The 21,722-nt window shown below is 70.3% G+C and carries 20 protein-coding genes; 4 read left to right on the top strand and 16 right to left on the bottom strand.

Annotated features, from left to right (window positions below; genetic code table 11):
* Nucleotides 1-28: 28 nt before the first annotated feature.
* The 4 genes from pstB to QFZ50_RS16300 form a co-directional block, all read right to left on the bottom strand.
* A complete protein-coding gene (gene pstB, locus QFZ50_RS16315) occupies nt 29-808 on the bottom strand; it encodes a phosphate ABC transporter ATP-binding protein PstB (protein ID WP_307085929.1) in 780 nt (259 codons plus the stop codon).
* A gap of 30 nt (nt 809-838) precedes the next feature.
* Complete coding sequence (pstA, locus tag QFZ50_RS16310) at nt 839-1,945, bottom strand: phosphate ABC transporter permease PstA (RefSeq protein WP_307085927.1); 1,107 nt, start codon at nt 1,943-1,945, stop codon at nt 839-841.
* The gene (pstC, locus tag QFZ50_RS16305) at nt 1,945-2,877 is read right to left on the bottom strand and encodes a phosphate ABC transporter permease subunit PstC (protein WP_307085925.1); all 933 of its coding nucleotides are present in this window, start codon (nt 2,875-2,877) and stop codon (nt 1,945-1,947) included. The genes pstA and pstC overlap by 1 nt, the downstream gene beginning before the upstream one ends.
* Before the next feature lie 143 nt (nt 2,878-3,020).
* A complete protein-coding gene (locus tag QFZ50_RS16300; protein ID WP_307085922.1) occupies nt 3,021-4,139 on the bottom strand; it encodes a phosphate ABC transporter substrate-binding protein PstS in 1,119 nt (372 codons plus the stop codon).
* 223 nt (nt 4,140-4,362) lie between these two features.
* On the opposite strand from QFZ50_RS16300, the gene QFZ50_RS16295 reads away from it, so the two are divergent.
* The 3 genes from QFZ50_RS16295 to disA all read left to right on the top strand — a co-directional run bounded on the left by QFZ50_RS16295 (nt 4,363) and on the right by disA (nt 8,292).
* Nucleotides 4,363-5,490, top strand: a complete 1,128-nt coding sequence (locus QFZ50_RS16295; protein WP_307085921.1) for an FUSC family protein — start codon at nt 4,363-4,365, stop codon at nt 5,488-5,490.
* 94 nt (nt 5,491-5,584) lie between these two features.
* Entirely contained in the window at nt 5,585-6,970 is a 1,386-nt protein-coding gene (gene radA / locus QFZ50_RS16290; RefSeq protein ID WP_307085920.1) for a DNA repair protein RadA, read from the top strand.
* A gap of 245 nt (nt 6,971-7,215) precedes the next feature.
* Nucleotides 7,216-8,292: a DNA integrity scanning diadenylate cyclase DisA gene (disA, locus tag QFZ50_RS16285; RefSeq protein ID WP_307085919.1), complete on the top strand. Its 1,077-nt coding sequence runs from the start codon at nt 7,216-7,218 to the stop codon at nt 8,290-8,292.
* A gap of 18 nt (nt 8,293-8,310) precedes the next feature.
* On the opposite strand, the gene QFZ50_RS16280 is transcribed toward disA, so the two are convergent.
* Complete coding sequence (locus QFZ50_RS16280; protein WP_307085916.1) at nt 8,311-9,048, bottom strand: hypothetical protein; 738 nt, start codon at nt 9,046-9,048, stop codon at nt 8,311-8,313.
* A 156-nt stretch (nt 9,049-9,204) separates the two neighbouring features.
* Between QFZ50_RS16280 and QFZ50_RS16275 the strand changes: the two genes are divergently transcribed.
* On the top strand, nt 9,205-10,149 hold the full coding sequence (locus QFZ50_RS16275; protein ID WP_307085914.1) for an A/G-specific adenine glycosylase: 945 nt from the start codon (nt 9,205-9,207) through the stop codon (nt 10,147-10,149).
* 112 nt (nt 10,150-10,261) lie between these two features.
* Here the strand turns inward: QFZ50_RS16275 and dhaM are convergent, their stop codons facing one another.
* From dhaM to panC, 11 genes are all read right to left on the bottom strand, one after another.
* The gene (gene dhaM / locus QFZ50_RS16270) at nt 10,262-11,014 is read right to left on the bottom strand and encodes a dihydroxyacetone kinase phosphoryl donor subunit DhaM (RefSeq protein ID WP_307085912.1); all 753 of its coding nucleotides are present in this window, start codon (nt 11,012-11,014) and stop codon (nt 10,262-10,264) included.
* Nucleotides 11,011-11,661 (bottom strand): dihydroxyacetone kinase subunit DhaL, encoded by a 651-nt coding sequence (gene dhaL, locus QFZ50_RS16265; RefSeq protein ID WP_307086856.1) that lies wholly within the window; start codon nt 11,659-11,661, stop codon nt 11,011-11,013. Before dhaL ends, dhaM begins: the two co-directional genes overlap by 4 nt.
* Before the next feature lie 2 nt (nt 11,662-11,663).
* A complete protein-coding gene (gene dhaK, locus QFZ50_RS16260; RefSeq protein WP_307085910.1) occupies nt 11,664-12,665 on the bottom strand; it encodes a dihydroxyacetone kinase subunit DhaK in 1,002 nt (333 codons plus the stop codon).
* Nucleotides 12,666-12,896: 231 nt separating this feature from the next.
* Nucleotides 12,897-13,073 (bottom strand): CsbD family protein, encoded by a 177-nt coding sequence (locus QFZ50_RS16255; protein WP_307085908.1) that lies wholly within the window; start codon nt 13,071-13,073, stop codon nt 12,897-12,899.
* Between the two features lie 85 nt (nt 13,074-13,158).
* A complete protein-coding gene (locus QFZ50_RS16250; RefSeq protein ID WP_307085906.1) occupies nt 13,159-13,704 on the bottom strand; it encodes an amino-acid N-acetyltransferase in 546 nt (181 codons plus the stop codon).
* 47 nt (nt 13,705-13,751) lie between these two features.
* Nucleotides 13,752-15,776, bottom strand: coding sequence for a S9 family peptidase (locus QFZ50_RS16245; protein WP_307085904.1), 2,025 nt, complete (start codon nt 15,774-15,776; stop codon nt 13,752-13,754).
* A gap of 159 nt (nt 15,777-15,935) precedes the next feature.
* Nucleotides 15,936-18,443 carry an ATP-dependent Clp protease ATP-binding subunit gene (locus tag QFZ50_RS16240; protein WP_307085902.1) on the bottom strand — a complete coding sequence of 836 codons (2,508 nt, stop codon included), beginning with the start codon at nt 18,441-18,443 and terminating at the stop codon, nt 15,936-15,938.
* 123 nt (nt 18,444-18,566) lie between these two features.
* Complete coding sequence (locus QFZ50_RS16235; protein WP_307085901.1) at nt 18,567-18,902, bottom strand: histone-like nucleoid-structuring protein Lsr2; 336 nt, start codon at nt 18,900-18,902, stop codon at nt 18,567-18,569.
* 81 nt (nt 18,903-18,983) lie between these two features.
* On the bottom strand, nt 18,984-19,172 hold the full coding sequence (locus QFZ50_RS16230) for a hypothetical protein (RefSeq protein WP_373462285.1): 189 nt from the start codon (nt 19,170-19,172) through the stop codon (nt 18,984-18,986).
* An 11-nt stretch (nt 19,173-19,183) separates the two neighbouring features.
* A complete protein-coding gene (gene lysS, locus QFZ50_RS16225) occupies nt 19,184-20,686 on the bottom strand; it encodes a lysine--tRNA ligase (RefSeq protein WP_307085897.1) in 1,503 nt (500 codons plus the stop codon).
* A 54-nt stretch (nt 20,687-20,740) separates the two neighbouring features.
* Nucleotides 20,741-21,673 carry a pantoate--beta-alanine ligase gene (gene panC / locus QFZ50_RS16220; RefSeq protein WP_307085895.1) on the bottom strand — a complete coding sequence of 311 codons (933 nt, stop codon included), beginning with the start codon at nt 21,671-21,673 and terminating at the stop codon, nt 20,741-20,743.
* Nucleotides 21,674-21,722: the final 49 nt, after the last annotated feature.

Below are 21,722 nucleotides of genomic sequence, written 5' to 3'. Positions count from 1 at the left end.
GCTGCCGTGATTCCGTTGAGCGTGGTGCCTACCCGAAGCGCCCGGAGACGTAGTCCTCCGTCGCCTTCACCGAAGGCGTGCTGAAGATCTTCGTGGTGTCGTCGTACTCGATGAGCTTGCCCGGCTTGCCGGTGCCGGCGATGTTGAAGAACGCCGTCTTGTCGGACACGCGGGCCGCCTGCTGCATGTTGTGGGTCACGATCACCACGGTGTAGTCGGCCTTGAGCTCGTTGATGAGGTCCTCGATGGCCAGCGTGGAGATGGGATCCAGGGCCGAGCACGGCTCGTCCATCAGGATCACCTGCGGCGAGACCGCGATGGCGCGGGCGATGCACAGGCGCTGCTGCTGGCCGCCGGAAAGCCCCGACCCCGGCCGGCCCAGGCGGTCCTTGACCTCGTTCCAGAGGTTGGCGCCGCGCAGCGACTTCTCGACGAGGTCGTCGCCGTCGGACCTGCTCATGCGCTTGTTGTTGAGCTTGACGCCGGCCAGCACGTTGTCGCGGATCGACATGGTCGGGAACGGGTTGGGGCGCTGGAAGACCATGCCGATCTGCCCGCGCACGGTCACGGGGTCCACCGCGGTGTCGTACAGGTTGTCGCCGTCGAGCAGCACCTCGCCCTCGACCCGCGCACCGGGGATGACCTCGTGCATGCGGTTGAGGGTGCGGAGGAACGTCGACTTGCCGCAGCCCGACGGACCGATGAACGCCGTCACCGAACGGGCTTCGATGTTGATGTTGACGTCCTCCACGGCAAGGAACTTGCTGTAGTAGACGTTCAGGTCCTTGACGTCGATTCGCTTGGACATTGCTTCCTTATCGGTAGGTACCGCGCGTGGTCAGCGGCTGGTCTTGGGGGCGAAGATGCGGGCCACGAACCGGGCGACCAGGTTCAGGAGCATCACCATGAGGATCAGCAGGAGCGCGGCGGCCCAGGCGCGCTGGTTGCTCGGATCCGGCGACGTCGGGGAGGTCGGCGTGAGGATCTGGTAATAGATGAAGGTGGGCAGGGTGCTCATCCAGCCACCGAAGACGTTCCAGTTGATGGAGCTCGCAAAGCCTGCCGTCACAAGGATAGGCGCGGTCTCACCGATCACGCGGGCGATCGAGAGGGTTACGCCGGAGGCGATACCGGAGATCGCCGTCGGGATGACCACGCGGGTGATGGTGCGCCACTTGCGGACACCGAGGGCGTAGGACGCCTCGCGGAGTTCGTTGGGCACGATCTTCAGCATCTCCTCGGTGGAGCGGACCACCACGGGGATCATGAGGACGGAGAGGGCGACGGCGGCCACGAACCCGGTGCGGGTGCCCGGTCCGAACAGGAGGCCGAACAGCGCCGCCGCGAACAGGCCCGCGACGATCGAGGGGATGCCGGTCATGACGTCCACGAAGAACGTGATCGCCTTGGTGAGGTTCTTGCCGGCGCCGTACTCCACCAGGTAGACGGCCGTGAGCAGGCCGATGGGCACGGAGATGAGCGTTGCCCAAAGGGTGATCTGCAGCGTCCCGAGCACGGCGTGGTAGGCGCCGCCGAGCACGGGCGTGCCGTTCTGCACGGCCTGGTTGTCCACGGCGCCGGTGACGCCGTTCATCGACGTGAAGAGGAAGTTGTAGCTGAGGCCCGGGAGTCCCCGCTCCAGCACGGTCCAGAGGACCGAGACGAGCGGCAGCAGGGCGACCAGGAAGGCCCCGTACACGAGGAACGTGACGAGGCGGTCCTTGGCCTTGCGCTCGCCCTCGCCGACGGCGGTCACGAGGGTGGCCGCGAAGACGAAGACGATGGCGGAGATGACCGCCCAGCCGACGACGCTGAACCCGATCAGGGAGGACAGCGCCGCGCCGAGGATGACGGCGGCCGCGAGGACCACCCACAGCGCATAGGAGGGGAGGTGGCCGCGGGTGAGCTGGGACTGGCGACGCTGGAGCGTCAGGTTGGTGGCCATTAGTTAGCTCCCGAGAATTCTTTGTGCCGGGTGATGATGAAACGGGCGATCATGTTGACGATCAGCGTGATCACGAACAGCACGAGGCCCGCCGCGATCAGCTCGTTGAGCCGCAGGCCGAACGCCTCCGGGAAGTTCAGCGCGATCTCGGCCGCGATGGTCTGGTTGCCGGACTTCACGAGGCTGGCGATGAGCGCACCGGGTGAGAGGACCAGGGCCACGGCCATGGTCTCGCCGAGGGCGCGGCCGAGGCCGAGCATGGTCGCGCTGATGATCCCGGGGCGCGCGAACGGCAGGACCGCCATGCGGATCATCTCCCAGCGCGTGGCGCCCATCGCGAGCGCCGCCTCCTCGTGGAGGTTGGGGGTCTGCAGGAAGATCTCCCGGCTGAGCGAGGTGATGATCGGGATGACCATGACCGCGAGGACGATCCCGGCGGTGAGCATGGTCTTGCCGGTCTGGCTCGCGGGCCCGGCGAAGAGCGGGATCCAGCCCAGGTTCTCGGCGAGCCAGGTGTAGCCCCTGGCCAGCTGCGGCGCGAGGACGATGTAGCCCCAGGCGCCGTAGATCACGGACGGGATGGCCGCGAGCAGGTCGACGACGTAGCCGAAGGCCCGTGCGAGCCGCCTCGGCGCGTAGTGCGAGATGAAGAGGGCGACGGCGATACCGACGGGGGTCGCGATCGCCAGGGCTATCACGGCGGCGATGACGGTACCGATGACGATCGGCAGGATGTAGGCGGTGAAGCCGTCACCGCCCGTGATCTCGGTGGGATCGGCGGTGAAGGTCGGCGCGGCCTGCACGAGCAGGAACACTGCGACGCTGAAGAGCACGGCCAGGATCAGGACACCGGCGGTGAGGGAGATGCCGGAGAAGATCCTGTCGCCTGCGCGGCCTCGATCTGTCGACGCTTTCAGCGAATTGGTTGACACTTCTCTGCCTTCCAGGCGGTCGATTTCGATTGCAGTGACGGCCCGGGGACGGACCGATGGGGAGGGTCACTGCTGATTCCAGCCGTGAACGGCGGACGGTCCCGCCCGGTCTCCATTAGACCAGACGGGACCGGTGGCCCTCGCTAGGAGGCAACCTTGATGGAGTCGATGGCCTTCTGGGCCTTCTCGCTGAGCGACGCGGACAGAGGGGCGTTGCCCGCGGAGGCCTCGGCCTCCGCCTGGCCTTCCTCGCTGATGACGTAGGAGCCGAACGCCTTCACGAGGTCGACGGTCTCCTGGCTGTCGTAGGTGGTGCAGTACACGTGGTAGCTGACCAGGACGACGGGGTAGGCGCCGGACTCGGTGGTGTCGCGCTGGAGCTCGAGGGACATGTCGAGCTCGGGGCGGCCCTCGACCGGCTCGGCGACCTCGACGGCCTTGGCCGCCGCGTCGGAGCTGATCTCCGTGTACTCCTCGCCGACCTTGACCTTGGCCTTGCCGAGGTCCCCCACGGCGGAGGCGTCGGCGTAGGTGATGCCGCCGTCGGTCGAGGTGACCGTCTGGACGACACCGGAGGTGCCCTTGGCGTTCTCGGACTGCAGGTCCGCGGGCCAGGCGCCGTCGACCTCGTAGGTCCAGTCCTCGGGAGCCGCCGAGGAGAGGTAGTCCACGAAGTTCTCGGTGGTGCCGGACTCGTCCGAGCGGTGCACGACGGTGATCGGGGTGTCGGGCAGGTCGACGCCCTCGTTCTGGGAGGCGATCGCGGGATCGTTCCAGGCGGTGATCTCCTTCTTGAAGATCTTCGCGATGGTGGACGCGTCGAGGTTCAGGTCCTTGACGTCGCCGAGGTTGAAGGCGATCGCGATCGGGGAGATGTACGCGGGGATGTTCAGCGCGCCGTCCGGGCCGCAGACCTCGACGGCCTGGGTCATCTCGTCGTCCTTGAGGTAGGCGTCCGAGCCGGCGAACTGCGCGCCGCCGCTCAGGAAGGCCTTGCGCCCTGCACCCGAGCCGTCGGGCGAGTACTGCACCATGGCGCCCTGGTTGGCGGATTCGAAACCGGCCTTCCAGGCCTCCATCGCGGAGTTCTGCGACGAGGCGCCGATACCGGTCAGGGTCCCGGACACCGCCGTGCCGGCTGCGGAGGACGTGGGGCCCTCCGCGGCGGGCTCGCCAGTGGCGTTGTCGGAACCGCAAGCGGTCAGCGCCAGCGCGGCTACGGAGATAACTGCCGCCGCGCGGCCGAAGCGAAGAGCCTTCACTAGATTTTGCCCCTTCCAGGGAGGTATTCATCGGTGCGCGAGTGGCACCCGATGGAGATGTACGCGTTCTTGTACATCCTTCAAGCTAGGCAGTGCAGGTAACGAGACTGACGAAGCGACATGAACGGAAAGTGAACAGCACGGGGCCATTCCCCGCCCCGGCCGGTCCACCCGGGCGGATGAGACGAAGGTCTCGCCGCGATGCACCTCTTACACTGAGGACATGCCGCCGCGCCAGGGAGTGTCCAAAGCCCTCGCCTTCCTCCGCAAGCGTTCCAGGATCGGCTTCAGGCGCAGCTCGAACTCGGTGGTCCCGGCGCTGCAGATGACCGCCTGCGCGGTGGGGGCGTACGCCTTCGCGGAGCACGTCCTCGGCCACAGCGGTCCGCTGTTCGCCGCGACGTCGTCGATGATCTCGCTGGGGTTCTCCCGGGATCCGCGCATCCGGCGGGTCCTCGAGGTGGCGATCGGCTGCACCCTCGGGATCTCCGTGGGCGACCTCCTGCTCACCTTCTTCGGTACCGGGCTCTGGCAGGCCGCCGTCGTGCTGTTCATCTCGATCCTGCTGGCCCGCTTCCTGGACAGCGGCACCATCTTCACCACGCAGCTCGGGCTGCAGTCCCTGCTCGTGGTGCTGCTGCCCGCACCCCAGGGCGGACCGTTCACGCGGAGCGTCGACGCGATCGTGGGCGGCCTGTTCGCGCTCGCGATCACCGTGCTGCTGCCCCGGGACCCGCGCCGTGAGCCGAAGACCAACGTGCGCGGACTGCTCGGTGAGCTCTCCGGCGTGCTCCGTGACGGCGCCTCGGCCCTCCGGCAGAGCGATTCCACCCTCGCGTGGCACGCGCTCGTGCGGGCGCGCAGCTGCCAGGCCCAGCTCGACACCCTGACGGGCGGCATGAGGGCTGCGGAGGAGGTGGCACGCATCTCCCCCGCGTACCGCCGTCACCGCGACGAGCTCGGCGACCTGCGCAGCGCCATCGACTCGATCGATCTCGCCATCCGCAACAGCCGCGTGTTCTCCCGCCGCCTGACCTCGGCCATCAACCACGCGGCGCTGACCGACGAGGCGATCGAGACGCTCGGCCAGGCGCTCGAGGACACCGCCGACGCCGTCGACGTCCTGAGCCGGGCCCTCTCGGCGGGTGATTCCGCCGAGCGGCGCCTGAATCTGCGGCAGGCGCGCAACGAACTGGCGGCCGTCGCCACCGACCTCCACCCGGTGACCCTCAACATCAGCCGCCTCGAGGGCGAGGGGCTCGTCCTCCTCCTGCGTCCGCTCGTCGTCGACCTGCTGAGCGCCACCGGCCTCTCCCACGAGGACGCCTCCGGCTACCTGCCCCGTCTCTGAGCTCCGGCTCCGCATCCCGGCTCCGCCCGCCAGGCGGTGGCGTGCCTGGCGGGCGGCGTGCCTGGCTGTCGGTGGGCGCCGGTAGCCTGAAACCATGCCCACGAAGACCTCTCCCGCCGCACGCGCGAGCCGCAGCAACACCCCGAACTACCGCTGCGCGGAATGCGGATGGACGACGGCGAAATGGGTGGGGCGCTGCGGTGAGTGCCAGGCGTGGGGCACCGTCGAGGAGACGGGCCAGGTGGTCGCGCGCACCACGGCCGCCGCGGCGGTCACCACCCCGGCGCGGCGGATCGCCGACGTCGATGCCACCCTGTCCGGATTCCAGCCGACGAAGATCGACGAGCTCGACCGCGTCCTCGGCGGCGGCCTGGTGCCGGGCGCCGTCATCCTGCTCGCCGGGGAGCCCGGCGTGGGCAAGTCCACGCTGCTGCTCGACGTCGCCGCGCGGGTGGCCCGGCTGGGCAAGGACGTCCTCTACGTCACCGGCGAGGAGTCCGCGGCGCAGGTGAAGCTGCGGGCGGACCGGATCGACGCCGTGGCCGACTCGCTGTACCTGAGCGCCGAAACGGACCTCGGCCAGGCGCTCGGCCAGGTGGAATCGATCGACCCGGCGCTGCTGATCGTCGACTCCGTGCAGACCCTCAGCAGTGCGGCCGTGGACGGCAGCGCCGGTGGTGTCACGCAGGTACGCGAGGTCGCGGCGTCCCTCATCGGGGCGGCCAAGGCCCGCGGCATGACCACGCTCCTCGTCGGGCACGTCACCAAGGACGGTTCCATCGCCGGGCCGCGCCTCCTCGAGCACCTCGTGGACGTCGTCTGCCAGTTCGAGGGCGAGCGCCATTCCCGCCTGCGCCTGCTGCGGGCGGTGAAGAACCGGTACGGCCCCACGGACGAGGTGGGGTGCTTCGACCTGACGGACGGCGGCATCGAGGGACTGGCCGATCCCAGTGGCCTCTTCGTCTCGCGCACCAAGGACCCGGTGTCGGGTACCTGCATCACCGTGACGCTCGAGGGCCGGCGTCCCCTCCTCGCCGAGGTGCAGGCGCTCCTCGCCGAGTCCGCCAACTCCCAGCCACGCCGGGCCACCAGCGGCCTCGACAGTTCGCGCGTCGCCATGCTGCTGGCGGTGCTGCAGAGCCGCGCGTCCGTCAGCCTCTCCAAGGACGACAGCTATGTGGCGACGGTGGGTGGTGTCCGCCTGACCGAACCCGCCACCGACCTCGCCGTCGCCCTGGCCATCGCCTCCGCCAAGACCGACCACCCCCTGCCCGCGCGGCTGATCGCGTTCGGGGAGGTGGGCCTCGCCGGCGAGGTGCGTCCCGTCCCGGGCATCGGCCGGCGCATCCAGGAGGCGGAACGGCTCGGGTTCACCCACGCGATCGTCCCGGCGTCGCCCGGCGGCACCGGTCCCGTGCCGAAGGGCTTCTCGGTGCGGGAGGTCTCGACCCTCACCGAGGCACTGGCCCTCCTCTTCTAGGGTCTCCGCCGCAAGGCTCCGGGAGCAGGGACGGAGTCGCCGCCGGTCCGTGAGGGCGCGACGGGCCCGCCCGGGTGAGCGTTACCGATCTGCGACGGCGGCCGTTGCAGAGGAATTCGTGCGCGCCAGTAGTATTATGTTCGGCTGCGCGGGGTATCCGGCAGCCGGTTCCCGCCGTCCGAGGTTCGATGGCGGCGCCCGACTGCGCCGGGCCATCGACAGCGCGGGCGGTGAAAGGATAGGCCATGGTTCGTAGTCCGGAGGACTCGCTCAAAGCCACCCTCGCCAGAGTAGCCCCAGGCACCCAGTTGCGCGACGGGCTCGAGCGCATCCTGCGGGGTCGCACCGGCGCGCTGATCGTGCTCGGCTTCGACCGCACCGTGGACTCGATCTGTTCCGGCGGCTTCGACATCGGCATCGAGTTCTCGCCCACCCGCCTGCGCGAACTGGCGAAGATGGACGGCGCCATCGTCTGCGACAAGGATGCGAGCCGGATCCTCCGCGCAGCCGTCCAGCTCGTACCCGACCACACCATCGAGACGCAGGAGTCGGGCACGCGCCACCGCACCGCGGAGCGCGTGGCCAAGCAGACCAACCTGCCGGTGATCAGCGTCAGCCAGTCCATGCAGATCATCGCCCTCTACATCGACGGTCTCCGCCACGTCCTCGAGGGTTCCGAGCCGGTACTCGCCCGCGCCAACCAGGCCCTGGCCACGCTCGAGCGGTACCGTGCCCGGCTGGACCAGGTCACGAACTCGCTGTCCGCCCTGGAGATCGAGGCGATGGTGACCGTCCGTGACGTCGCCGTCACGCTGCAGCGCCAGGAGATGGTGCGCAGGATCTCCGAGGAGATCTCGCAGTACGTCCTGGAACTCGGCGTGGACGGCCGCCTGCTGTCGCTGCAGGTCGAGGAGCTCACCACGGGGCTCGGCCCCGGGAGCGAGATGGTGCTGCGCGACTACATGGACCTCGGCAGCAGCACGGCGCCGCTCGAGGAGCGCGTCGCGACCCTGCAGGGATTCAGCTCCACCGATCTCATCGATCTCGGGACCATTGCCAGCGTCCTGGGCTTCAACCCGTCGGTGGACTCGCTCGAGGCCGTGATCCAGCCCAAGGGGTTCCGCCTGCTCTCGGGCATCAAGGCCGTGCCGCCGGCCGTGGCGAACCGGCTCGTGGAACACTTCGACGGCCTGCAGAACCTCATGGCCGCGAACATCGAGGACCTCATGGCCGTGGACGGCATCGGCGAGCAGCGCGCCCGGACGGTCCGCGAGGGCCTGTCCCGGATCGCGGAGACGAGCCTGCTCGACCGCTTCATGTGACGCCGCCCGCGGCGGGCCCTACTGGAGCGTGAAGCCCACCGGGTCGCTGCTCCGCACCCCGAGCTTGGTGGTCACCGTGTACTGACCCGCCCCGGGCTCCTCCTGCACCGGCGTGCAGCCCGGCATGCTGCGGGTGCGTGGCCACTCGAACTCGGCCCGCTGGTCGGCGCCCGGCTCGATGCTGCGCTCGAGGTCCTGCGAGGACTCCTGGCAGTCGATGGAGGAGAACACGCGCTCGTCGCCGCTGGTCACGAGGAACTCCATCTGGGATGTACCGACGTTCGCGGTGCAGGCCGTGTCACCGGTGTTGCGGACCACGAGGGAGAGGATCACCGTGTCGTCCGGCCCGTACTCCTGCCGGTCGGTCTCCGCCTCGACCACCACGTCGTCCGGGTCGCACGCGTCCGTGGGCGTCGCCGATGGCTGCGCCGTGGCGCCGGCTGACGGGGTCGCCGCCGGGCCGGGCGAGGCGGTCGCCGTTGGACCGGGTGAAGCGGTGGCCGTCGGCGCCGCGGGATCCTCCGTCGCGGGTGCCACGGTGGCGTCGGGCGTGGGCGAGCCGCCGGCGTTCGCATCCGCGCCCCGTCCGAGGGCTCCTGCGAGGACCACGCCACCGATGACGAGGGCCACCAGCACGAGGAGCGCCAGGATGGTCACGGCGAGGCGGCGCCGGCGATAGACGGCGGGACTCGGCCGCCGCCTGCTGCCGGTGCGGCCGCTTCCGCCATGGTCGTCGTGCCCGCCCGTTGATTCCATCCATCAAGGCTAGGGAGCGCCTCCCGCATTCCTCCGGGCACCACGCCGGTGGATAGAGTATTCACGACAATGACCCAGGAACATCCCCGAACCCCCGGCAGCGGAGCATCCGCCGATCCCGCGCGCCCTGCACCCCGGGGTCGGCGCGAACTCCCCGTGCGTGATCTCCACGCGCGGATCACCGACTGGTTCGCGGACGCCGCACGGGACCTGCCCTGGCGGGAACCGGGATGCTCCCCGTGGGGCATCCTCGTCAGCGAGGTCATGCTGCAGCAGACCCCGGTGGTCCGGGTGCTCCCGGTCTGGCGTGAGTGGCTGGAACGCTGGCCGTCCCCGGCCCACCTCGCCGCCGAACCCGCCGGTGCCGCCGTCCGTCACTGGGGCCGCCTCGGGTATCCCCGCCGCGCGCTCCGCCTGCACGCCGCGGCGTCGGCCATGGTGGCGCGGCACGACGGCGAGGTCCCGCGGACCTACGAGGAGCTGCTGGCGCTGCCCGGCGTGGGCACCTACACCGCCGCGGCCGTGGCCGCCTTCGCCTTCGGCCGGCGCGAGACAGTGGTCGACACCAACATCCGGCGGGTCCACGCGCGGCTCTTCGGCGGCACCGCGCTCCCCGCGCCGGCGCTCACCGCAGCGGAGACGAGGCGGGCCGTGGACCTGCTGCCCGAGGACGATGCGCTGTCGGTGCGCTGGAACGCCGCCGTCATGGAACTGGGGGCCGTCGTCTGCACGGCCAGGAGCCCCCTGTGCGACGCATGCCCGGTGCTGGACGCGTGCGCCTGGGTGGCGGCGGGGCGGCCGGCGCCCGACTACGTGCCGAAGGGCCAGGCGTGGGCGGGGACGGACCGGCAGGTGCGTGGCGCCATCGTCGCCGTGCTGCGGGACGCCCACGCCCCGGTCCCGCGGTCCGTGCTCCTGGAGGCACCGGTGGACCTCGCCCTGGGGACGGGCGCCGTGGAGGTCGCGGGCGGGGCACCGGGGACGCTCAGCGCCCTGCACGGCCTGCGCGCGCCCCTCGAGCAGCTCGAGCGCGCACTCGCCGGGCTCATGGCCGACGGCCTCGCGGAGGAGACCGACGGCGGGATCCGCCTGCCGGCCTAGGAGCCGGCCCCGAGGGGCCTGCCTTCCGGGAACTTCGCCATGGACGCGGACGGCGTGAACCGGGGCGTCCCGCGGATCCGGGAGGCCGCCGTGCGGCCGGCCTCCCGCGGGGTCAGGACGGTTCGCCGAAGCCCGACTCGACCGCCTGCCCGACGAAGTCGACCGCCGCCCGGGCGTCCGGGCCCGTCGCCTCGACGGTCACGGTCTTCCCCTGGCCGAGCCCGAGGCTCATCAGGAGCATCACGGACTTGCCGTCCACCCCGTTCACCGTCACCTCGGCATCGAGCTCCGTGAGCCCCGTGGCGAGCGTGGCGGCGGGCCTGGCGTGCAGGCCCATCTGGTTGGGCAGCGTCCATGAACCGCTGGCCGTCGGCCCTCCGGTGCCACCGTCGGCGTCGGCAGCGGGCGCCGGCCCCTGTCCGGGGGCTGCCGCGGCGTGGCTGACGAAGGGCTCGAGCTCCTCGGGGCGGATGGACACCACGGCCCGTTCCGCCGCCTGCACCACCTCGTCGAGGGTCCCGCCGCCCTGGGCCTGCACGGCCGCTGCGACGGCGCCCTCCACCAGGGCCGCCCGGGCGAGCCGGACGGACTCCCGCGCCTCCGGCTCGAGGAACTCGAGTACCATCTCCGCGGTCATGACCGCGGAACCGAGATCGGTCAGGACCACCACGCCGTCACCGCCGGACGCACGCCCGATGGCCGCCTGCACGCGGTCGAAACTCGTCCCGATGCGGGCGGGGCCCGTGCCGTCCTCCGCTCCCCCGGCCGCGACGAGGAGGACGTCGGGCGCCATCTGCGCGGCCAGCTCGACGACGCCCTCGGCGATCTTCTCGCTGTGGGAGACGACGACCAGGCTGATGCTCACGCGACCTCTCCCCCGGCCGCGGCCGCGGCCGCCGTCAGGATCAGGGCCGTGGACACGGCACCCGGGTCCTGGTGGCCGGCGCTGCGTTCACCGAGGTAGCTCGCCCTGCCCTTGCGGGCGATCAGGGGTTCGGTGGCCACGGCGCCCGCGTGGGCGGCGTTCGCTGCGGCCGCCAGCACCTCCGGCGGGGTGGCACCGGCCTGGGCGGCGGTCTCGGCGGACTCGGTGGCCGGCGTCCAGGCGTCGACCATGGTCTTGTCCCCCACCTCGGCCTTGCCGCGCGCGACGATCCCGTCGCGTGCCGCCCGGATCATCCCCGCGGCGGCCCCGGCGTCGATCTCCCCGGCATCGCCGAGCGACGTCGCGGCGCGCAGGAAGGCCGTCCCGTACAGCGGCCCCGCAGCACCCCCGACGGTGGACATGAGCGTCATGGCGGCCTGTTTGAGGACCGCGGCGGGGGTCGCCGGCGCGTCACCGGCGTCGAGCTTGGCGACGACGGCGCTGAAGCCGCGGTCCAGGTTCTCCCCGTGGTCCGCGTCCCCGATGACCCTGTCGAGATCGATCAGGAGGGCGCGGTTCTCCGCGACGACGCGCGCGGTCTCGTGCATCCACCGCACGGCCCAGCCGGTGTCGAGGGCTTCGGCCATGCTCATGCCCCCCAGCGCAGCGCGGCCGTGTGCACGGGTGCGTCCCACAGCTCGAGCATCTCGTCGTCGACCCGCAGGATCGTCAGCGACGCCCCCTGCATCTCGAGCGCGGTGATGTAGTTGCCGACGAGGGACCGCTCGATGCTCACGCCGAGGCCCTCGAGGAGCTCCGCGACCTTCCGGTACACGATGTACAGCTCGCTGGCGGGGGTCCCGCCCATCCCGTTGACCATCACGAGGGTCCGGTCGCCGGAGGTGAGTCGGAGGTCGGCGACGATGGGGTCGAGGAGCCGCTGCGTGATGCCGTCGGCGCTCTCCATGGCGATCCGGTGCCGGCCGGGCTCCCCGTGGATGCCGATGCCGATCTCGATCTCGTCGTCCGAGAGCTCGAAGCTCGGCACCCCGGCGTGCGGGACGGTGCAGGCCGCGAGGGCGACGCCCATGGAGCGGACGCCGTCGATGACGCGCTGGGCCACGGCGGTGACGCCGTCGAGGTCGTCGCCGCGCTCGGCGGCCGCACCCGCGATCCGTTCCACGAACACGGTCCCGCCCACGCCTCGCCGGCCCGCCGTGTACAGGGAGTCCTCGACGGCGACGTCGTCGTTCACGAGGACGGAGCGCACGGTGACGCCCTCGGCCTCCGCCATCTCCGCCGCCGTCTCGAAGTTGAGGACGTCGCCCGTGTAGTTCTTCACGATGTGCAGGACACCCGCCCCGCCGTCGACGGCGGTGGTGGCGGGGATGATCTGGTCCGGGGTGGGAGAGGTGAACATCGCGCCGGGGACGGCGGCGTCGAGCATCCCGCGGCCCACGAAGCCCGCGTGGAGCGGTTCGTGACCGCTTCCGCCTCCGGAGACCAGGCCTACCTTGCCCCGGACAGGGGCGTCCTTGCGGGTGATGAAGAGGGGGTCCGGATGGACGGTCACCAGGTCGGCATGCGCGATGCCGAATCCTTCGACCGACTCGTCGACCACGGCTTTGGGGTCATTGATGAGCTTCTTCACGACGGCTGCTCCTTGACTGCGAAGACTGCGAACGGACGGTTTGACAGCCCGCAGCCCGCCTTCCATGGACCACGTCGGCCACTGGAGACACTACCGTCCGTTCCTGCGCCTGCCTATAGCCCGCCCGGGCCCGGGCCGCACCCCTTCCTGCGCCTTAAACGCCCGAGGGAGGGCCCCGGCTGGGGCGCCTCCCTCGGGTGGCCTGGCCGCTCGATCAGCGGCCGGAGTGGATCAGTGACCCTTGAAAGCATCCTTGATGTTCTCGCCGGCGTCCTTCAGGCTCGAGCTCGCCTGGTCCTTGTGACCCTCGGCCTCGAGGTTCTCGTCGCCGCTGGCCTTGCCGAGACCTTCCTTGATCTTGCCGCCCAGGCCTTCGCTCTTGTTCCCGATCTTGTCATCCAGTCCCATGATCGGACCTCCTTCAGCTCGGTGTACGGCCACCGGTTCCGGTGGCCTGCCCTCATCCCCTGGAGGGATGCTAAGCAGTCTTACCTTATCCCCCGGCATCGGGAGAAGCCAGCCGCTGGGCTGGGAGTTCCCTGATCATCCGCGTATTGCCCAGGGTGTTGGGCTTCACCCGCGCCAGGTCGAGGAACTCCGCGACGCCCTCGTCGTGGGAGCGCAGGAGCTCGGAGTAGACCCGGGGATCGATGGCGGACTGGTCCGCCATGACCTCGAAGCCGTGGCGGCGGAAGAAGTCCACCTCGAAGGTCAGGCAGAACACGCGGCCGACCCCGAACCCGCGGGCCTCCTCGAGCAGCTCCTCGACGAGGGCGTGGCCGACGCCGCGCCCCCGGGCCGCAGGAGAGGTCGCGAGGGTGCGCACCTCCGCCAGGTCCTCCCACATGATGTGCAGCGCCCCGCAGCCGAGGATCTCGCCGCTGGCCGACTCCGCGATGCGGAACTCCGGCAGGCCCTCGTAGTAGGCCACGGTCTCCTTGGCCATCAGGATGCGCTCCTGGGCGAGGGGCTCGACGAGCGCCTTGATGGCGGGGACGTCCGAGGTGCGGGCACGGCGGAGGGTGAAGGGCGGGGTCACCGTCCCACTCTACTGAGCGCGACCCCGCCCCACACGGTCCGGGGGCGCTAGAGGCCCAGTTCGGGAGGCAGCTCGCGTTCCTCCCCGAGGACGTTCGACGCCAGGAAGGCCTCGACCACGCCGTACCAGATCCGTGCGTGCTGGGGCTTGAGGATCCAGTGGTTCTCGTCGGGGAAGTAGAGGAACCGGTGCGGGGTGCTGCCGTCGTCGTCCGCCGGCAGCTTCGAGGCCGACAGGAGTTCGTACCACAGCCGCAGCCCCTCGCCGATGGGGACGCGGTAGTCCTTGTCGCCGTGGATGACGAGCATCGGTGTGCGGATCTCGCCCACGTGCAGGTGCGGGGAGTTCTCGCGCATCGCCTCGGGCGTCATCTCCCGCTGCCAGTAGTAGGCCGCGTCGGTGGTGGGGGCGAACTGGTCCAGCGCCCAGAGGCTCGCGTGGGTGACGATCGCCGCGAAGCGGTCGGTGTGGCCGGCGATCCAATTCGCCATGTACCCGCCGAAGCTGCCGCCCATGGCCGCCACGCGCGCCCCGTCGATGTCCTCGCGCGCCACGAGGGTGTCGGTCGCCGCCATCAGGTCGGTGTAGGGCGCCTGGCCCCAGGCACCCCATCCGCGGTCCACCATGTGCTGGCCGTAACCGGTGGACAGCGCGGGGTCGGGCAGCAGGACGGCGTAGCCGCGGGCAGCCAGGAGCCAGGGCGACCAGCGCCACGTCCAGGCGTTCCAGGAGCCGATGGGCCCGCCGTGGATCCACAGCAGCGCCGGGACGGGGGATGCGGCGGAGGCGCCCTCGGGCAGGACGAGCCAGGACCGCACGGGCTGCCCGTCCTCGCCCACGGACTCCACGCGCTCGAGCGTTCCCGGGACCTCAGGGCGTTCCGCGGGGTTCGGGAGGCGCACGGTGGTGCCCGAGGCCAGGTCGATGCGGACCACCTCGGCGGGGAACAGGTAGGAGCTGCGCACGGCATAGGCCGTCGCCCCGTCCGGGGAGACGCTCACGTCCGAGTACGCGGCGGCGTCCTGTGTCACGCGGCGCACCGATCCTGTCGCGGTGTCGATCACGAAGACGGGGGCGCCGCCGTCGTCGTCGGCGGTGACCACGAGGCCGGAGCCGTCCGGCAGCCAGGCCGCGGGTGCGGGCCACCGGTCCCAGTCCTCGGCCAGGGGTACGGGGGCACCGCCGTCGAGCGGGAGCAGCAGCAGGCTGGTGCGCGGTGCGAGATCCGCGCTGGTGCGGCGGTTCCGGACGACGGCGAGGAAGCGTCCGTCGGGGCTGACGGGCCCCGGCGAGTAGTCGTTCTCCCGGTCGTCGAGCAGGACGGCGAGTTCCCTGGTGGCCAGGTCCACGCGCACCAGGACCGTGCGCTGGGAACCTCTCTCCTCCGGGACGGTGAAGGCCGTGAAGAGCGCCGACCCCTCGGGGTCCAGGACCGGGTGTGCGTCCCGCAGGCCTCCGCGCGCCGAGGGGACGAGGTCCTCGAGCGGGTGGTCGCCGTCGGCGGCGGCGTCCTTCAGCGCGAAGTAGCGCGGCTCGCCGGGGCCGAGGTCGGCATCCCAGTAGCGGACGGGGTACCCGGTGTGCAGGATGGCGGCGACACCGGACTCCTTGCGTGCCTTGCGCCGCTCGGCGTCGTCCTCCTCGTTCGCGGAGCCGGCGAGGGAGTCACCGGTCACGACGACGACGTCGGCCGCTTCCGCCGTCGCGACGCCGCCCACGCCGCCCTCGCGCGTGAGGAGCAGCGATGCCTCCCCGCCGGCCGCCGGCAGGCGCCACAGGGCGGAGCGCTTCTCACCCTCGGACTCGTCCGGGTCGGGGCGCGTGGACGTGAAGAGCAGGTCTCCGTTCGGCAGGAACGCGGCACCGGATTCACCGGCCGCGCTGCGGGTCAGGCGCCGGGCGGGCTGCTCACCGGTGGGGTCCACCTCCCACAGGGCCGTCCGGTAGGCGGTCTTCCGGGGGTCCAGGGTCGCCACGGAGGTCACGAGGCGCGTGCCCTCCCGGTTGAGGACGAGGCCGCTGAGGCGTGGCAGGGCGACGAAATCGTCGAGCGATGAGAAGGGAGTGGTCATGCGTCATCTCTATCACCGCGTGTGGCCGGGATCACAGGCGTTCACTACCGGAGGAATCTGGTTGCTGCGGGCACCCATTCGGGCGGATGTACCCGGGTGCCCGTTAACGCACGAACCCGCCCTGGCGACCAGGGCGGGTTCGTGCAGTTCGGACCGGTGTTACTCGAGGACCGTCGCCTCGAGTGCGGCCGGTGCGTCCTCGAGCTCCTTGGGGGCTCCGTGTCCGACGAAGGTGAAGCGTGCATCCACGCCCTCGCCCTCGACGTCCACGTCCACGCGCTCGCCCGACTTCAGCTCGCCGAAGAGGATCTTCTCGGAGAGCTGGTCCTCGATCTCGCGCTGGATGGTGCGGCGCAGCGGCCGTGCACCCATCGCGGGGTCGTAACCGCGGGTGGCAAGGAGGACCTTGGCCGCGGGGGTGAGCTCGATCGTCATGCCCTTGTCCGCCATACGGCGGCTCAGGCGCTCGAGGAACAGGTCCACGATCTGGACGATCTCGTCCTGGGTGAGCTGCGGGAACACCACGGTGTCGTCGACGCGGTTCAGGAACTCGGGGCGGAAGTGCTGCTTGAGCTCCTCCGTGACCTTGGCCTTCATCCGGTTGTAGCTCGTCGTGGTGTCGGAACCGGACTGGAAGCCCGTCATGACGCCCTTCGAGATGTCGCGGGTACCGAGGTTGGTGGTCATGATGATCACCGTGTTCTTGAAGTCCACCATGCGGCCCTGGCTGTCCGTCAGGCGCCCGTCCTCGAGGATCTGCAGGAGCGAGTTGAAGAGGTCGGCGTGCGCCTTCTCCACCTCGTCGAACAGCACCACGGAGAACGGCTTGCGGCGGACCTTCTCGGTCAGCTGGCCACCCTCCTCGTAGCCCACGTAGCCCGGAGGGGCACCGAAGAGCCGCGAGACCGTGTGCTTCTCGGAGTACTCGGACATGTCCAGCGTGATGAGGGCGTCCTCCTCACCGAACAGGAACTCCGCGAGGGCCTTGGCGAGCTCGGTCTTGCCGACACCCGTGGGGCCGGCGAAGATGAACGAACCGCCCGGGCGCTTCGGGTCCTTGAGGCCGGCTCGCGTACGGCGGATCGCCTGCGAGATGGCCTTGATGGCCTCGTTCTGCCCGATGACCCGCTTGTGCAGCTCGGACTCCATGTTGAGCAGTCGCGAGGACTCGGCCTCGGTCAGCTTGAACACGGGGATGCCGGTGGAGTTGGCCAGCACCTCGGCGATGAGTTCCTCATCCACCTCGGCGATGTCGTCGAGTCCGCCGGACTTCCAGCGGCGCTCCTTGTCGCTGCGCTCGTCGTGGAGCTTCTGCTCCTTGTCGCGCAGCGATGCGGCACCCTCGAAGTCCTGGGAGTCGATGGCCGACTCCTTCTCGCGCTTGACCTCGGCGATGCGCTCGTCGATCTCCTTGAGCTCCGGCGGGGCCGTCATCCGGCGGATGCGCAGGCGCGCTCCCGCCTCGTCGATGAGGTCGATCGCCTTGTCCGGGAGGAACCGGTCCGAGATGTAGCGCTCGGCCAGGGTCGCGGCACTGGACAGGGCACCGTCGGTGATGGAGACGCGGTGGTGCGCCTCGTAGCGGTCGCGCAGGCCCTTGAGGATCTCGATCGCGTGGGCCACGGAGGGCTCGGCGACCTGGATGGGCTGGAAGCGGCGCTCGAGGGCGGCGTCCTTCTCGATGTGCTTGCGGTACTCGTCGAGCGTGGTGGCGCCGATGGTCTGGAGTTCGCCACGCGCGAGCATGGGCTTCAGGATCGATGCGGCGTCGATGGCGCCCTCGGCGGCACCCGCCCCGACGAGGGTGTGGATCTCGTCGATGAACAGGATGATGTCGCCGCGGGTGCGGATCTCCTTGAGGACCTTCTTCAGCCGCTCCTCGAAGTCGCCGCGGTACCGCGAGCCGGCCACGAGGGATCCGAGGTCGAGCGTGTACAGCTGCTTGTCCTTGATGGTCTCCGGGACGTCGCCGCGCACGATCGCCTGGGCGAGGCCCTCGACGACGGCGGTCTTGCCGACGCCCGGCTCACCGATGAGGACAGGGTTGTTCTTCGTGCGGCGGGAGAGGACCTGCATGACGCGCTCCATCTCGGACTCGCGCCCGATGACGGGGTCGAGCTTCGATTCGCGCGCCGCCTGCGTGAGGTTGCGTCCGAACTGGTCCAGCACCACCGAACCGGCAGGAGTTCCCTCCTGCTGCGGGCCGCCGGCCGCTGCCGGCTCCTTGCCCTGGTAGCCGGACAGCAGCTGGATGACCTGCTGGCGGACACGGTTGAGGTCTGCGCCGAGCTTCACGAGGACCTGCGCGGCGACGCCCTCGCCCTCGCGGATGAGGCCGAGCAGGATGTGCTCGGTACCGATGTAGTTGTGGCCGAGCTGGAGAGCCTCCCGGAGGGAGAGCTCGAGTACCTTCTTGGCCCGGGGGGTGAAGGGGATGTGACCGGACGGGGCCTGCTGGCCCTGCCCGATGATCTCCTGCACCTGCTCCCTCACGGCGCCCAGCGAGATGCTGAGCGACTCCAGGGCCTTGGCGGCGACACCCTCGCCCTCGTGGATGAGGCCAAGCAGGATGTGCTCGGTGCCGATGTAATTGTGGTTGAGCATGCGGGCCTCTTCCTGGGCCAGCACAACAACTCGACGGGCACGATCTGTAAATCTCTCAAACATGAGACACACACTCCTAGCTAACGCGTATTTCGATGCTACGGGGCCGGGGTGTGCTTTGGGCGCGTGTTCGCCACAGGCGAGATAACGCCGGAGGGCTTCCGCTCCGGCGTCCGGTGGGGATGGTCAGCGCTGGGCGGCGCGGTAGGCCTCGACGATCTCGCTGTTGACCCGTCCGCGGGACGAGACGTCGTAGCCGTTCTCCCTGGCCCATTCGCGGATCTGGGCCGCCTCCTGGTTGCGCGACGGCGCCGGGGTACCCGACGTGTTCGACCGCTGCTTCGAGGAGTTGCTGCGGCGGGCGGCTCCCACGTAGTCGGCGAGGGCTCCGCGCAGTTCCGAGGCGTGCGCTTCGGAGAGGTCGATCTCGTACTGCACGCCGTCCAGTCCGAAACGGACGGTTTCGTCGGCTTCTCCGCCGTCGATGTCATCGATGAGAATGATCTTTACCTTCTGCGCCACGACAATCTCCTATTTAGTTCCTCGATATCGATGCCCCCTGGACGATTATGGTCCACACTTCAATCGAGGTCAAAAGGAGATTCAGTCGGCGTCTATTTCCGGATTTCCATTTTCTTCGTCGGCCGATTTGCGGCGGCGCGCGTCCTCGGCGTCCTGCAATTCCTCGGCCCGCGCCATGGCCTCGCGTTCAGCGCGGTCCGCGTTGAATATGGCCTTGATCACGAAGTAGAAGAGGACGGCCAGACAGACGGACGGCAGGAGGACTGCCACATATTCCACGGCTACTGACCTGCCTCGGGCTTGAGAATGGGGAAGAGTATGGACTCGCGAATTCCGACGTTCGTGAAAAGCATCACGAGCCGGTCGATTCCGAGCCCGATGCCGCCCATGGGCGGAGCGCCGTATTCGAGGGCACGGAGGAAATCCTCGTCGAGCTGCATGGCCTCGTCGTCACCGGCGGCCGCCTGGCGCGACTGCTCCGTCAGCCGTTCACGCTGGATGACGGGATCGATGAGTTCGGAGAACGCCGTGCCACGCTCCATGCCGCCGATGATGAGATCCCACGCCTCGATGAGCTGCGGGTTCTCGCGGTGGGGCCGTGCGAGCGGCTGGGCGGACGGGGGGTAGTCGTAGACGAACGTCGGCTGGAGGAGGGTGGGCTCGACGATCTCGGAGAACAGTTCGAGGACCACCTTCTCCGCGCCCCAGGCCGGGTTCAGCGGTACCTCGTGGCGTTGTGCGACGGCCCGCAGTTCCTCCACGCCGGTGTCGGGGGTGATGTCCTGCCCCACGGCCGAGGACAGGCCCGGGTACACGCCGAGCCAGGCCCACTCGCCGTCGAGGTCGATCGTGCCCTTGGCCGTCTCGATGGTGCGGGAGCCGAGCAGATCCGCGCACGCAAGGATCATCTCCTTCATGCGGTCGGCCATCACGAACTGGTCCGCGTAGGCCTCGTAGCACTCGAGCATCGTGAACTCGGGGCTGTGCGTGGAGTCGACGCCCTCGTTGCGGAAGATCCGGCCGATCTCGTAGACGCGGTCGATCCCGCCGACGACGGCGCGCTTCAGGTACAGCTCCAGGGCGATCCGGAGCGTCATCTTCTGGTCGAAGGCGTTGAGGTGCGTCTCGAAGGGCCGGGCCGTCGCGCCGCCGTGGACGAGCTGGAGGATGGGCGTCTCCACCTCGATGTAGTCGTGGCGGTTGAGCGTCTCGCGGAGGGTCCGGGTGATGGCGGCGCGGGTGCGGACCATCTGGCGGGCCTCCTCGCGGACCATCAGGTCGACGTAGCGCTGGCGGACGCGCGTCTCCTCGTTCACCCCGGCGTGCAGGGTGGGCAGGGGGCGCAGGGCCTTCGAGGCCATGGTCCAGGACCCGGCCATGACGGACAGCTCGCCGCGGCGGGAGCTGATCACCTCGCCGTGCACCTGCACGTGGTCGCCGAGGTCCACGAGGGACTTCCACCCGGCGAGGCCGTCCTCGCCGATCTCGGCGAGGCTGAGCATGACCTGGAGCCGGGTGCCGTCGCCCTCCTGCAGCGTGGCGAAGCAGAGCTTGCCCGAGTTGCGGATGAACACCACGCGACCGACGACGGAGACCTGCCGTCCGCTCGACTCGCCCGTCGCGAGGTCGGCGAACTGCTCGCGCACCTCGCCGAGCGAGTGCGTCCGTTCGGGTCGGACCGGATAGGGCTCCATCCCGGCGTCGAGCAGGGCGGCGCGCTTCTGCAGGCGGAAGCGCATCTGCTCGTTGAGGTCGTCCGGGGAGAGGGTGTCGTCGTGGGTCACGGAAGACAAGTTTACGGCTCCCCGGCGGGCCCGCGGTGGGCCGGCCGGTGTGCGTCAGCCCACAGGCGGCAGGAAGGCGTTGTCGATGAGCCGGACGGCGCCCACCCGCGCGGCGACGACCGCGAGCGCGGAGGCCGGCCGGGTGCCGCGGTCCCCGACCGGGGCGAACGACGACGGGTCGACGATCTCGAGGTAGTCGAGGTCCACGCCGCCCTCGGCGGTGATCTCCGCACGGGCCGCCTCGAGGTCGAGGGGTGCGCCGCCCCGCGCCCTGGCGCGGAGGTCCCCCAGGACGCGGGAGAGCACCAGGGCGGCCCGACGCTCGTCCGCGCCCAGGAAGCGGTTGCGGCTGGAGAGGGCCAGCCCGTCGGCGTCACGCACGATGGGTACGCCCTCGATGCGGACCGGCACATTGAGATCGAGGACCATGCGACGGATGAGGGCGAGCTGCTGCGCGTCCTTCTCGCCGAAGTACGCGCGGTAGTCGGCCGCGGTGCCCGGCAGCCCGAGGTTGAGGAGCTTGGCGACGACGGTGAGCATGCCGTCGAAGTGGCCGGGCCGCGCGGCGCCCTCGAGCACCTCCCCCATGCGGCCGGCACTCAGGCGGACCAGCGGCTCGCCCCCGGGGTACATGTCCTCGACGGACGGGGCGAAGACGACGTCGACCCCGCACGCGCCGAGGAGCAGCAGGTCGTCGTCGAGCGTGCGGGGGTAGCGGTCGAGGTCCGCCTGGTCGCCGAACTGCAGGGGGTTCACGAAGATGGACACGACGACGACGTCGTCGGCCCCGCGGGCCGTGCGCGCGAGCGTGGCGTGGCCCTCGTGCAGGCCGCCCATGGTGGGCACGAGGCCGAGCGAGGGGTGCCCGGCCCCTGCGCCGCGGCGGGTCCGGGCGTCGTCGAGCAGCGCCGTGGTGGCCGAGCGCAGGTCAGCGGGAGTGGAGACGAGGAGCGGGGTGGCCGGGCGTGGGGTGCCGGTCGAGGTCACGGGGAGGTCCTTCCGGGGCGGAGTCGGTCTGTCAGGGGGCGGGCTGGTC

Origin of the sequence: Arthrobacter agilis, assembly GCF_030816075.1 — a bacterium.
GTDB lineage: Bacteria > Actinomycetota > Actinomycetes > Actinomycetales > Micrococcaceae > Arthrobacter_D > Arthrobacter_D agilis_E.
Note: the sequence above shows the minus strand (reverse complement) of the source record. Positions and strands in the feature narration are given on the sequence as shown.